The sequence below is a fragment of the Streptomyces sp. NPDC047130 genome, assembly GCF_040643475.1.
GTDB lineage: Bacteria > Actinomycetota > Actinomycetes > Streptomycetales > Streptomycetaceae > Streptomyces.
Genome location: NZ_JBEYUK010000017.1, coordinates 121,499 through 134,101 on the forward strand (window position 1 = coordinate 121,499; position 12,603 = coordinate 134,101).

The 12,603-nt window shown below is 68.8% G+C and carries 10 protein-coding genes and 3 pseudogenes; 5 read left to right on the forward strand and 8 right to left on the reverse strand.

Annotated elements, in window-relative coordinates:
- Positions 1-11 precede the first annotated feature (11 nt).
- Positions 12-513, forward strand: a pseudogene (locus tag ABZ836_RS20970) (alpha/beta hydrolase); the annotation flags it as partial.
- Between the two features lie 558 nt (positions 514-1,071).
- On the forward strand, positions 1,072-1,620 hold the full coding sequence (locus ABZ836_RS20975; RefSeq protein WP_361144262.1) for a hypothetical protein: 549 nt from the start codon (positions 1,072-1,074) through the stop codon (positions 1,618-1,620).
- 114 nt (positions 1,621-1,734) lie between these two features.
- Here the strand turns inward: ABZ836_RS20975 and ABZ836_RS20980 are convergent, their stop codons facing one another.
- From ABZ836_RS20980 to ABZ836_RS21000, 5 genes and pseudogenes are all read right to left on the reverse strand, one after another.
- Complete coding sequence (locus ABZ836_RS20980; protein ID WP_361144265.1) at positions 1,735-1,902, reverse strand: hypothetical protein; 168 nt, start codon at positions 1,900-1,902, stop codon at positions 1,735-1,737.
- A gap of 491 nt (positions 1,903-2,393) precedes the next feature.
- A complete protein-coding gene (locus ABZ836_RS20985) occupies positions 2,394-3,158 on the reverse strand; it encodes a class I SAM-dependent methyltransferase (RefSeq protein WP_356139038.1) in 765 nt (254 codons plus the stop codon).
- A gap of 102 nt (positions 3,159-3,260) precedes the next feature.
- Positions 3,261-4,511, reverse strand: coding sequence for a YcaO-like family protein (locus ABZ836_RS20990; protein WP_361144268.1), 1,251 nt, complete (start codon positions 4,509-4,511; stop codon positions 3,261-3,263).
- Positions 4,508-5,338, reverse strand: coding sequence for an HEXXH motif-containing putative peptide modification protein (locus tag ABZ836_RS20995; protein WP_356139034.1), 831 nt, complete (start codon positions 5,336-5,338; stop codon positions 4,508-4,510). Before ABZ836_RS20995 ends, ABZ836_RS20990 begins: the two co-directional genes overlap by 4 nt.
- A 678-nt stretch (positions 5,339-6,016) precedes the next feature.
- Positions 6,017-6,110: pseudogene (locus ABZ836_RS21000) on the reverse strand (IS5/IS1182 family transposase); the annotation flags it as partial.
- Positions 6,111-6,360: 250 nt separating this feature from the next.
- Here ABZ836_RS21000 and ABZ836_RS21005 point away from each other — a divergent pair.
- The 3 genes and pseudogenes from ABZ836_RS21005 to ABZ836_RS21015 form a co-directional block, all read left to right on the forward strand.
- Positions 6,361-6,820 (forward strand): annotated as a pseudogene (locus ABZ836_RS21005) (XRE family transcriptional regulator); the annotation flags it as partial.
- 231 nt (positions 6,821-7,051) lie between these two features.
- On the forward strand, positions 7,052-7,627 hold the full coding sequence (locus ABZ836_RS21010; RefSeq protein ID WP_361144271.1) for a hypothetical protein: 576 nt from the start codon (positions 7,052-7,054) through the stop codon (positions 7,625-7,627).
- Between the two features lie 192 nt (positions 7,628-7,819).
- Positions 7,820-8,626: a S1 RNA-binding domain-containing protein gene (locus tag ABZ836_RS21015; RefSeq protein ID WP_361144274.1), complete on the forward strand. Its 807-nt coding sequence runs from the start codon at positions 7,820-7,822 to the stop codon at positions 8,624-8,626.
- A gap of 162 nt (positions 8,627-8,788) precedes the next feature.
- On the opposite strand, the gene ABZ836_RS21020 is transcribed toward ABZ836_RS21015, so the two are convergent.
- From ABZ836_RS21020 to ABZ836_RS21030, 3 genes are all read right to left on the reverse strand, one after another.
- Positions 8,789-8,965: a hypothetical protein gene (locus tag ABZ836_RS21020; protein WP_361144298.1), complete on the reverse strand. Its 177-nt coding sequence runs from the start codon at positions 8,963-8,965 to the stop codon at positions 8,789-8,791.
- A gap of 507 nt (positions 8,966-9,472) precedes the next feature.
- Positions 9,473-10,009: a hypothetical protein gene (locus ABZ836_RS21025; RefSeq protein WP_361144277.1), complete on the reverse strand. Its 537-nt coding sequence runs from the start codon at positions 10,007-10,009 to the stop codon at positions 9,473-9,475.
- Between the two features lie 1,472 nt (positions 10,010-11,481).
- A partial coding sequence (locus ABZ836_RS21030; RefSeq protein ID WP_361144280.1) for a DUF4246 domain-containing protein occupies positions 11,482-12,603 on the reverse strand: 1,122 nt, incomplete at its 5' end.

Below are 12,603 nucleotides of genomic sequence, written 5' to 3' on the forward strand. Positions count from 1 at the left end.
TGCGCCGCAGCACCGGGCGCATCCGCTCCGCCGTGCTGCTGTCCGCGGTGCCGCCGCTGATGCTGCAGACCCCGGAAAACCCCGAGGGTGTCCCGCAGTCGGTCTTCGACGACTTCAAGGCGGGCATCCTGAAGGAGCGCTCGCAGTCCTGGATGGACACGGCGGTAGGCTTCTTCTCGGCCGACCGCGAGGGCAACTCTGTCACCTAGGGCAACAAGGACGCCTTCTGGTACATGGCGATGGCCCAGACCATCGAAGGCGGCGTCGCCTGCGTCGACGCGTTCGCCTCCACCGACTTCCATGCGGACCTCGAGGAGTTCGACGTCCCGACGCTCGTCGTCCACGGCGACGACGACCAGGTCGTCCCCGTCGATGCCACGGGGGCGCAAGTCCGCCGCGTTCATCCCGGACGCCGAACTCAAGGTGTACGGCAAGGGCTCCCACGGCATCGCCATGGTGCCGGGCGACAAGGAGTACTTCAACCAGGACCTTCTGGAATTCCTCAAGAAGTGATCCCGCAGCGGACAGCGTGACGGGGCGACGGCCAAGGCCGTCGCCCCGTCACGCTGTCCGGCTCGAGAAGGGCTGCCGTCGGTGCCGTATCACCGTGTGAGCCCGCCAGCACGATCCGCGACCTCCAGGCCAGGGCCTTTGCCATCCCGTTGATCGCTGCGCCGACATAGCCGCCTCGACGGCGACGTATGCCGGCCGAACGGGGCAGCAGACACCGTGGTCCGCCAACGGTCGGACAACGACCGTAGCGACCTGCAGGTGGTGCCAACACGCCTGCGCATTGGCTGGCACTCAGCCTCTTTCGCGCTCTGCCGTCCCAGGCACCTCCGCCATCACGTCGTGTGTTGTCATACGTGCGCCTGTGCCGCAGTGTGAGGGGAGCACTCCCAAGATGGGTGATCAGTGCGGTAACGCCGAGGTGTTCCGTCGCTTCAGCCCGCCTCGCCCTTCAGCCGCGTCGGCGACCCGTGCCGCCGGAACGGCAGCCGCAGTCGTCAAGTGCGCGACACATCCGTCGGAGCGGCCTTCCGCAAGCCGTTCCTGGCCCGAGGAGGTTCCTTGACTCTCTTTTCGTCCTTCAGGCCCGGTCGCCGTTGTCTGGCCGCGCTTTCCACTCTTCTTCTCGCCTTTGCAGCGGTTCTCGCCGGAGCACAGTCCGCGGCGGCGGTCACCCTGGTGACGTGTTCCGGCACGCAGACCATTCAGTACAGTCCCGGGCTCACCAACACCCCCGCCACCGTGACAGCTTCAGGGACCAACCAGTTGGGCCCGTGCGTAGCGCCCAACACGTCCATCACGTCCGGAACGATCACGTTCTCCTCGACCGGTACGTACTCCTGCCAGGAACTCCTCGGCTCCTCCTCGGTGACCAACGTGATTCACTGGTCGGACGGTTCCACCAGCACTCTGCAGGTCGTCCGGACTGCGACCAAGGTCAACGGACAGCTCATCAACACCTTCACCGGTTCGGTCACCGCAGGCACCTTCCAGGGGGCGACGGTCGTGTGGACCATCACCAACGTCTCCCTCGCGCTTCTGGCCTGCGAGACGCCTCAGGGACTCACGTCGCTGACCGGGGTTGACGTCTTCGGCCTCGTCTCGGTCTGATGCCCGCCGGCACGAGCGGCCCCCGGAAGCCGCCGCTGTCACGACCAAGTGCTGGTGCAGTGTCGTATGGTCCCCGGCCCTGGACGTCGCGCCGTCACCCGCCTGACGGCTCGGTTAGCGCCTGAGGGTGTGGCTGTGCCGGAGCGGCCGGTCGAAGTTGAGCAGCCTCGAGCTGGCCTTGCGCAGCAGCTCCAGGTTCGCCGTGCTCAGAGGACCGGTGGTGAGCACGGGAGTGCGGGCGCGGATGCGGTCGAACTGGTACTTGGCCGCGATGGTGCGCACCGCTTCGATCCGCCTCGGGTGCGAGGGCCGGCCGGCAGTGGACCAGCGTGGTGGGGGTCCTGGTGGGCCATGAGGACTTGCAGGATGTCGAGCGGGACGCCTGCGTCGGCCCGTAGCTGGGCGCAGGTGTGCCGGAAGGTATAGGGGAACATCTGTGCCGGGTCGAAGCCTTGCCGTGCTCGTCGGCTACGGAGAACTGGTCGAGCCAGGATTCGAGCCAGCAGCCGATCGTGCTGCCGTCGTACGGGCGCTCTCCCACCGCGTTGGCACGGGAGCGGTGCAGGGTCGTGCGCGCCGGCGGAGTGATGCTCGTTTTCCCTGCTGGGCCCCACCAGGCGCTCTCCACCGATCGCGGTCAAGGTCTCCAGTTTCTGTGTCGACCAGACCTGCATCGTTGAGTCGGCATCGCGGTGGGCCCGCAAGAGCCAGTCGCCTTTGGAAATACCTCTTTGAGCATCCGGTCTGTCAGGCGGTCGAGGTACTCAAGGTGGTCATGCGGGCAGTTCGTAGACGGAGACGTGGTGGCTGCTGGCGTCGGTCAGCGGCCGTCCCGACCAGCCGCCGGTACGACGTACGAGCCGCAGGCCGGCCAGTTCCGCCAGCAGATCGAGTTCGCCGGGGGTGAAGTAGCGGAAGGAGACCCTCACGTGACGCATCCGGCCGTCGTCGAGGACGGCGTAGTCGGAGGTGTACTGCTGGCGGGCGGGGTGCAGGGTGCGGGTTCGGAGCACGAAACCTTCGCCGGGTGTGTCCACCGGTTGGGTGCCGGTGCCGCGGGTGGCGAGTGTCTCGGGCAGATGCGCGTCGAGCGCGAGCCGTCCGCCGGGCTTCAGTCGCCGGGCGGCGGAGGCGAGGCAGCGGCGCTGTGCCTCTTGGGTGTCGAGTTCGGCGAAGGTGCCGCCGGCCGCGTAGACGAGGGCGTACCGTCCGCTGTCCGCCGGCTCCGGGGGTGCGGAGAAGTCGCCGAGGGTGACCCGGACTGCGCTGCCGCCGGGTTTGGCGTGCAGTTGGGCGGTCATTTCGGGAGAGGCGTCAAGCCCTTCGACGGTGAGGCCCAGTGATGCCAGTGGCAGGGCCACCCGGCCGGTGCCGCTGCCCAGTTCGAGCAGGGGGCCGGGCGGGCCCTCCTTCGCGAGGGCTGCCAGGAAGCCGACGGTGGTTTCGGTGTTCGACGCGGCGAACCAGTCGTCGTACCGGTGGGCGAACAGCGTGGCGTAGGAGAGCTGTATCGGTGTGTCGCGTGGGGACGTGGACATGTGGGGTCCTCCCGGTGTGGGCGTGGACATGGCGCGGAGCTGTGGTCCTGGCCGGTCCGGGGCGCGGAGTGTGTTGTGCACCGGCGTGGCTTGCTGGGGTGTTCAGCCGAACGGGTGCGGTGGCACTCCCGGCACCGGGTGGGCCGGCAGGGGTGACGCTCCGGGGGCGATCAGCCGGACGACGGCCAGGCCCTCGTCCGCCGGGGGGCCTGCGCGGCAGTCGACGGCGATTACCTCGCGTCCGGTGTGTGCGGCGAGCAGAGCGACGGGGTCCGGGTCCCGGGCGGGTCGGCGGGCTGCTGTGGCGGCAAGAGGGGCGCGGAGGGCGGAGGCCGGCCCTGCCCAGCGTGTCAGCGCGTCCTGGGCGTGGAAGGCCCACAGGGCGTGGTCCAGCTCGGTGCGCGGGACGCCGGTGTGCGCCAGACGGTCCCAGGCGCGGCCGGCTACCGGGGTGGACATGCTCCAGCGGACCATGAGCGCTTCCCAGCAGGCTCGTGCCACTGTCTCGGGAAGGTCGTGGACGGGACCGCAGCGGGCCCCCCATGTCTGATGGGTGCGATCAGGCTCGTGGACGCAGACCGCGACGGCCGTGGCACCAGCCGGGGCGGGGAGGGCGAGCGCGGTGGCCTGCAGGCCCTCGTGGCCGAGCAGGTGCCGCAGTTCGCGTGCACCGGCCGGCAGGACACCGTTGGCGTCGTAAGGGGCGGGCGGATGGCGGAGCGGGTCGTACCAGCTGCGGCGCACCAGATCACGTTCGAGGATCTCCCAGGCGGCATGCGCCGCTGCGGCGTCGGGTCCGCGGTGGGCGGCGACGCCGGTTGACCCGGCCCGGTGGGTGGCTGTGCAGCCGGGTGGCGGGCGGTGATGGAGGAACGCGGCACCCGCCGGCACCCAGATGTCCTCACCGGATCCCGTTTCCCGGCCCCGGCACCAGAGCTGCCGCACCTCATGGGTGAAGGCTCGGTCGGGTGTCAGGACGGTGGGCGTGGCGGCGGATTCGGCGGGATCGGCGGCGGGGACGCCCGCGCGGCGCAGCTCGGACCAGGTGCCGGTGCGGACGCGGTCGTGGTCGTCAGGCAGGCACCGTGGGAGGCCCGCTTCGGCCTCGGCTTCCGCGGCCCGCCCGGCCAGGACGTTGCCCATGCGTTCCATCAGTTCGCCGCGGGCGCGCCGTCCGACGTCGGGTGCGGTGTCGCCTGCGGCACTGCCGATCAGGACGGGAGCACCACCGGCGGCGCCGGTCGGGTTGAACGACTGCGACCGGGCGGCGACGCGGGCCAACAGTGCGCCGGGGGTGTGCGGCCACGGAGCGAAGACCTCGGGGGCCCAGGCCGGCGGTGTGGAGACGCTCACGCACTGCCTCCCTGCGGCCGCGCCGCTCCCGCCTCTTCCTGTGCGGCCTCCTCCGCCAGTAGGCAGGCCGCATGGGCGTGCACGGCCTCTCCGGCGGGAGTGAGAGCGGCGCGGTGGCGGCCGAGAGTGTCGACGCCCTGGAACGCCTTCGTGAGCAGCCGGTTCCGGCGGGCGGCCACCGCCTCCCGCTGGGAATCCGACAGCGGCGCGCGCCGGTGGAGCAGCCGGTACAGGACCGTCTGGCGGACCAGGACGACCGTCTGCTGGAAAAGGCCGGTCAACGGCCGGGGATCCGGCCGCAGCGGGGTCATGACGGAGGGCACGGCATCGGTCGCGGTTACGAGGAATGGAGTGCTGAAGGCGGCGGCGTTGCAACGGGTGTGGGTGCCTTCGTGGACCAGGGCGTCGGCCAGCCGGACCCAGCCGGGCAGACCGTCCCGTCCTGTGGTCAGCCGGGCCGTGTTGACATACACGGCGCCGTGCGTGGTGAAGTCGGTGAATCCGTCGATGGCCCGGCCGTCCAGCAGGACGATCTGGCTGACGCTCTCCCGCAGTTCGGCCAGCATCGCCGGCCACACCTGGTCCAGCCGCTCGGCGGTCTCGGCCAGTACGGCGGCCTGCCCGGGCTCCCAGCCCCGGACGGCGGCCCCAGGTCCCTCCAGGCCGGTCGTCGTCTCCGGTCTCCGCGGGATCGAGGCGAGTGCCCGTCGGACCGCCGCGGCAAGGTGGGGTGCCGGGACTGCGAGGTCGACGGCCCAGCGGCCGACGGCCTTACGGGGCGGGGGAACGGCTGCCGAATCCTCGGCGGTCGAGGGCGTTCGCTCCATCCGTGCGGTCACAGGCAGCGGTTCCGTGCCCGCCCGATGGGCTGCGGCCTTTCGGGCAGGATGACGCGGAGGCAGGACCGACCCGCCCGTTCCCGTCCTGCGCAGCACCGTGTCGGTGGCGTGCCAGAGGGCGTCCTCGGCCCGGTGGGCGGCCACGGCGTCAGGGGTCACAAGCACGTTCCGGCCTCCGGCGGAGTTCGGGGGTGGAAGGTGCGTGGCGGACGATCGCCACGCACCTGGTGCTGCCTCGTGGGCGAGTGCCTAGTCGTCGTCGCCGATGTCGACCATCAGGCCGAACTCGGGCAGTTCTTCGGTGACCTGCTCGATCTCCGGCTGCTCCATGGGATCCACTCCTTCGATGGGTTCATCCGTGATGGACGGACGGCTCTCGCCGCCGGTCGGCCAAGGGACTACCCAGCGGACACCACGTCGAAGAACAGGGGTGCGGGAAGCCGTCGCATATCCGTCATCGCCAAGAGTTCCTGCTTCTCGCGCCACCATGGAGAAAAGTGACGAAATCCGTCCGGACAGGCATGGCTGCCAGTGGAGGATGTGACAGGGGTGCACGGGTGAAGAACGCGTCGGGTGCCGTGACGACCCGCCTCTACTTATTCCGCCGGGCGAAGGTGTCTTGATAATCACCATACTGATCGCATCTGAGTCCCCGAGACCTGGCTGGGAAACGCCCAGCGACGGCGGTACGCCGTTCCGCTCGGTGATCAGGTGAATCTTCGATTCTCGCTTGCCACGGTCGGTCGGGACTCGGTCCGGTCAAAGGAACAGCCGGCCCTCAACTCGCCGCGGCTGCAAACGCCAGGCTCAGCAGACGCCGGAGGAGGCCGGGGTGCCGCAGCCGCCGTCGCCGCTCGCGCGGTGTCGGGTACCGACAGCACGTACTACGTGGGAGCGCCCAGGAAGACCTGGGTGGATTCCCCTGTGCAGGCGGGGGTCTGGTTCTCGCGCACGGAGCTCCCTCCCGCAGCGTCGCCGGGTGGACATAGCCCGCTCGTACGCACCAGGCGCTGTCGACCGATTTCCCGAGCGCCCCCGTCAACCAGCTCGGCCGCACGAGGGCGGTCGCCCAGATGGTGCGGCTCTCCCAGCGCACCGTCGAGCGGTGCGTGGAGGACCAGATGAAGAAGCCCAGGGCCGGCCCCGCCGCGCGCCTGGAGCGCGAGGTGATGAGGCGGCGGCAGCCCCAGATCCGGGCCAAGGCCGGCAGAAGCGGCCACCACCGGCGGCATCGTCATCGACGCCCGAGCCAGCATGGGCTACACCGCCCCGATCGGATCGACCGACCAGGACCGCATCCGGCACCTGACCGTTGCCCTGCCCGCCCAGAAGGCCGGTGCCATCGGCGAGCAACTCCAGGAGATCGCCGCCGAAGCACTCAAGGAGATCTATTTGCAGGACGGCGGCCTCCGTGCCGGCTCCCTCGAGGAAGTCCGCTTCACCGACGTCGAGCACCTTGAGGTCGAGCTGTGGCAGCCGTACCTCGAACAACCTGCGCGCCCCGGTGCGACTGAGCGCTTCAGTTGGCGAGTGAGGGTGCGAGTCGGCGACTTGAGCGGGCGGCGTCGACGACTCGGGTGAGCTGGGCGGCGAAGGCATCGAGGAGCGGCTTCATCTGCCGGTGAAAGGGCACCTTGTTCTGCCGGATCGGATGAAGGGGTTCAGTGACGTGCTGTCGGTGGCTGCTTCTACCGTTGCCTCATGGGGAACTACTTTCAAACCGTCGTCGACCTCGACGCCACGCACGCGGACGCCCACATACTGGCGGACAGCGGAATCGACTGGCTGGTTGAAGAGGGAATAGTTCGGGCCGAGCTCACCGACTGTGTTTTGGGGGCGCCGTCAGGGCATCCGCCAGGTCCCTCCTGGGCCAAGGCGGTCGGTCAGGCGCACTGGGAACCCAGCGACGGACTCAGGATCGAGACCAGCCGCACCATATTCGACTGCGGTCAGGGCGAACCCAGGTTCGCGGTGTGCCCCCATTGTGCCGGGCGGGCGAATTTCTACACCGACCGGCTGGAAGAGATCGAGGGAGCGTGGGAACCCTTCGGTGAGGCCATGAGCACCTGGAGCGACACAGGCAGCGCGGCAGTCGCCTGCCCATGTTGTCGGCGCTCTGGTGACCTAACTGCGTGGACCTGGTCGGATGACTACTTCGCCTTCGGGTATCTCGGTTTCGAGTTCTGGGACTGGCCGGACTTCAGCCTCGGGTTCCTCGAGGGTCTCTCCCGCGCGCTCGGGGGGCACCGCACGGTTCTCCTGGTAGGCAAACTCTGAGGGAGCCGGAGTTCGCGCGTCCTCCCCCGCTCACCCCAGGGAAGGTCGGAGCGTGGCGTTACAGGCCGCTGATGCGTTGACGGACGGGCCTGAGCGTGGATGCTGGGTGTTGGATTACGCGGCCGCACCATGACACGCACCTGGTCACGAGAGCTGAGAGCAGTCCGACCGGCGCCGACTAGGCTCACCTCCATGTCCGAGCCAGCCCCTGACCCCCGCCTGCAATCCTTGCTCAACCAACTCCGGCCGGGGGAAGTGAGAACGGTGAAGGTCATCGGGTTCGATGGGGCGGATGTCCTGGTGCAGCTCAAAGGTGCTGAAGGGGAGGAAGCCGAGATCGGCCGGATCCCCGGGCACGAGGCGTCGATGCGTCGGGTGGAGTCTCCCTCCGAGCTGTTCGAAGTCGGTCAGGAGATCGAGGCCGAAGACATCGGCCGTTGGCGCCAAGGTGAGCTCCACCTCTCCGCCAGGGCGTGCGAGATTCCGGCCCTGCGGTCCTTCCTCCTCTCGTTCGAAGGAGGGCAGGTCGTGACCGGGACGGTCGCCGAGGTTCACAACTTCGGCGTCTTCGTGCACATCGATGGCGAACCGAACGGACTCTGTACCGGCTTCATCCGGGGGCCGGACCTGACGTGGGACTGGATCAAGCACCCATCCGAGGCTGTCGAAGCCGGCCAGCGGATCACCGCTGAGGTGATCAGCACAGAAACGCGCGCCGGACAGGTCACGCTCTCGTTGAAGGCTCTGCAGGAGAACCCACTCATCCGGTTTGCGGACCAGGTCGGCCACGTTCTCACCGGGCCGATCATCGAGATCGTGCCATTTGGTGTTTTTGTGCAGCTTGCCAGCAATGTCGTGGGGTTCCTTCACCTCTCCGAGCTGACTGACCAGGAGGTCGAGACCCCGGAGCAGCTTGTCGATAAGGGCGAGCTGCTCACGGTGAAGGTTGCCGAGGTCGACCTTCAGCGCCACCGGGTGCGGTTAGGCCTTTCCCTTTGAATCACTCCCGAGGAAGCTGGTTGTCGGTGCGGCGTGCAGGGTGTCCTGGACATGCGATGCCGGAGGGCCTTGAGCGAGTGCTTACTGAGATCGTCGGACGCGACATGTTCGATGCTCTCGTCATCAGGACCGACTACAGCGACGACGAGTCGTGGACTGCGTTCACGGGTGCAGGTGGTCGACGCGCCCGATTGGTCGGGAGCGACAGCTGATGAGGTTCTTGCCGCGCTGGACGAAGACGAATACTTGAGTGTCGTCTTCATCGCCGACCGTCAGACGATGCAGTGGCGGCGCGGCCGGGCCGACGGCAGACCACCGGCCTTCGATCGTGAGCTCCACAAGGCCCGCCGTCGTCGAACGCTGCTTCAACCGAAGCGTGGAGCGCTACGACACTATCGCAACGCCCCCCCGTCCGGACGCGACGAGGGAACGCCGCCCGCACCGCCGCGCAGCCACTGTCAGGAGACCTACGCCGAACCCTTCCCGAACCGGCCCTTCCCGCCGCTGCTGTTTCCATTCGCCCCGCGCCGCGACGACGACGGGGGAGGCTGCCCTCCACGACCGCATCCGCCCTGACCGGCGGATCACCGTGGCGACGAGGACCTGTCCCCGCTGAGCGCTTACGTGCCCTGCCGCCCGGTTTGGCGGGTCGGCAGCCACGGGGAAACCCGGACGGCCTGCTGGACGGCCGTGTACACGGTCCTAGCACTACGACGCCTACCCCGACCGTCCCCGCGCCACTGACCACGCAGCTCCGTCCGGAAGGGGGAGGGCCTGCATGAGCCCATGCGGCCAGATCTGGGAGCCTGCTGTGCGGCCTCTGCGCCGACAGAGCTCGCCTAGCGGTCAGAGGAGCACGGTGAGAATTTCGCTGCCGGGCCGCTTGCTGATGCTTGAGGTGAGGCATCCGAGGACATCGAGGTCAAGTGTTACCACTTCGCGTTCGACCAGGGAGCCCTGTGAGTAGCCGGAGGTGATCGTGCCCACGGTGGTGACGATGGTCTGGTTCGCTGCCCGCACGACGACGGGCAGGCCGTAGGTCACGGTGCTGGTCTGGCCGTTGCTCCAGTGGTAGACGATGTTGCCGGCTGGCAGGACCGTGTCCATGGGTGGCGGTATCAGGCAACTGGCCTGCTCGACGAAGGAGGCGGAGGCGGTGCCGGTGAGGAACGGGCCGCCGAGACATGTCACATTCTCATTCAGGTCCACGTCTGTGGTCTTTGGCAGCGGACCGAGTGGCGGTGAGTACGTCTGGTTTGCCGTGCCGGTGCAGACCACCGTGGCAGCCTGCGCCTGCGCAGCTTGCGCTGTCCCGCCGGGGAGGACGAATGCGGCGGCGAGCGCAGCCAAGGAAAGCGTGAGAGCTGTGCGTGTACGTGACACGGTTTCTCCTTTCATCCTGACGCCGTATTGGTCGCCTCGGTCCGTGAAGGAAGGAGGGTCGCGTTGGTCGGAGGGACCTGGGGGTGCTGACACACTGACCGGCCGTCGGCGAAAGCCGGAGTGGTCGTAAGTTGAGTCAGTGGTAGCGGCACGGCCGTGAGTTCCGGACCCGCCCGTCCTCCTGTATGTGCGCAGTCAAGTTCGCGCAACTGGGAAGAATTTGGCGGTCGGCACCTGTGCGCAGGAACATTCTTATTGTTGGCGATCGGCAACTCCATAGCCCGTTACGGGGGCGTGCGCACCCCCCCTCGTATGGCGCGTGCGGGCGCACACCGCGCACCCCCCGTGTGCCCGGCGGCATTCGACGCACCATGCCCTACGTCGGCACCCCTGTCCCACGTGGCGCTGCGCCGGCGACGAGGAGGCCGCCTTCCAACGACCGCGCCTGCCTGAACCGGCGGATTACCGTGGCTACGACCGCATGCCCCTGGTGAGTGCCTACGGGCCCGACCGCCCGGTGCGGCGGGGCGTCGACCACGGGAGCACTCAGTTGTCCCCGACCGCGCTGCCCACGCCGCGGCGAGTACAGGGGGTCCGGCCTGGGGCATGCCGGGCCCGTCGGCCCTCGCCCGGTTGTCGGTAGCGGCTGGAACGCTGACCGGGTGAGCGACGGGGACGAGCAGCCAAGGAAACGATTTCGCCGGGGAGGTGGGCTGAGTGTCGACTCGCCTCGGCCAATCCACGGCTGGCCAGATACCGGAAGGTGCTTTTGAACCGGCAGACAGCTGGACAGGAAGGGAGGACTCTGTAGCCTGCCGTCTGCCGCTGGTTGAGGCCGGGCACCTCACCGACACAAGGAGCTGCCATGGCCGGCGTCTGCGCCTGCGCCTGCGCCTGCGGGGAGTTCTTCACCATCAACGACAGAGGCGAGGCGAGGTGTGTCTCGTCGCTGGACAGCAAGGCCTGCGCGACGTCGTGGCCTACAACAACTCCGGCACCTTCCACTTCATCAAGGCCGACTGTCCCTGGCTCGCTCGAGTAAGGATCCGCGCCCAGGGAGCAGGGGCGGCTCGGCCGGAGCCGACGCCAACGAGCTGCTCGCCCGACCGGGCGGCGCAGGCGGTCGCTACGGGGAACGCGTCGTAGACGCCGTCGACCTGCCGCGGTGGAGTCCGTCGTCGTCGGCGCACCCGGCGCGGCCGGCGCCGCCACCACTCCGGCGGCGTCGGCGGCAGTTCCTCCGTCGGCGGACTCGTCATCGTCTCCGGGGGGAGACGGCGGCACCGCGAAGTCGCGCCTCGGCCATGGCGGCTTCCAGCGGACCAGGCATGGCACCGCACGGGTACGGCGGCGGAGCAGGCTGGGCGCTACGACGTCGCCCCGGCGGCCGTCGACGTCACCGGGACCGTGTTCGTGATGAACCAGGGCGGCCGCTTCCACCGCCGGACCGCCGCCCGCCCCCCAGGGGCGGATCAGTGCTCGCAGAGCGAGAACTCCCGCTCGTAGACCTGCTGGTTGTGCTCGTCGACGAAGAACTTCCGCTCCGTCATCAGCTCCTCGCGGTAGGCCTTGGCCTGCTCCAGCGTCATGGTCGAGGTCTCGGACCAGGGCTGCTGCGGCGGCACGTCGGACGTCGAGACGATGTTCTGCGACGGGTCGACGAGGAAGAACGCGAGTATCTTGCGGTGCCCCGGCCTGGAGGGGTCCGCGAGACGGAACGGGGCCACACGGTGCTGGAGAACGTTCGGGAACGCCAGGCAGCGGCCGGCCGGAGTGGGCGCGGAGCCGAGCACCTGGTTCAGCGGGCTCGCGTTCTCCAGGCCGTAGACCTCGTTCATGCCGTCGTCGTCGCTCTGCTCGTACTCCTCCGGCTCATCGAGCGCCGTCCGGAAGCTCAGCCGGCTCTCGGTGATGTTCTCGTTGTCCCAGTAGTACAGGCAGGTCGAGACGATCCGCTCGTTCTCCATCCCCTCGACGTGCCAGGAGCCTCCCGCGTACTCGGGCTTCTCCGGGGTGAGGTGGATGGTGGCGAGCTTGACGATGACCTGGAGGTTCCGGCCGCGCAGGTCGACCCGCTCGGTCTCGTCGGGCAGCTCGGGAGGGACGTACTCCGGCGCGTCCGGGACGTCCGGGCGACGGTTGTCGTACCAGGTGTTCAGCGCCTCCCGATACGCGGCGTAGGCCTCCACATCCTTGGGATCGGGCCTGGCCGGCTCCGACGAGTCGTACCAGCCGTAGGGATCGGCCTCGATCCGCAGAGTCTGCGGACGGCGCAGGTCGGTGAGCACGTTCTCGAACAACGGACGTATCCGCGCGAACAGTTCGGGCAGGACCTCGGCGAGTTCGCGGTGCTCGACCGGGTGGACGTTGTTGACGTACGAGCGGAACGCGACCTCGCCGTCGTCACCGACCTCGACGTCCGTGGGCAGCCACTGGAAGCGCTCGGAGAACTCGTACTTCTGGCCCCACCTGTTGTCCCTCTGCCACGCCCGCTCGGGCCCGCCGCTCACCTCGCGGACGAGGCAGAAGAGCGACGGGTGCACGAGGTCGAGCACCTGGCCGTCGGAGCCGGGGTGCCAGTCCTTCTCCGCGTC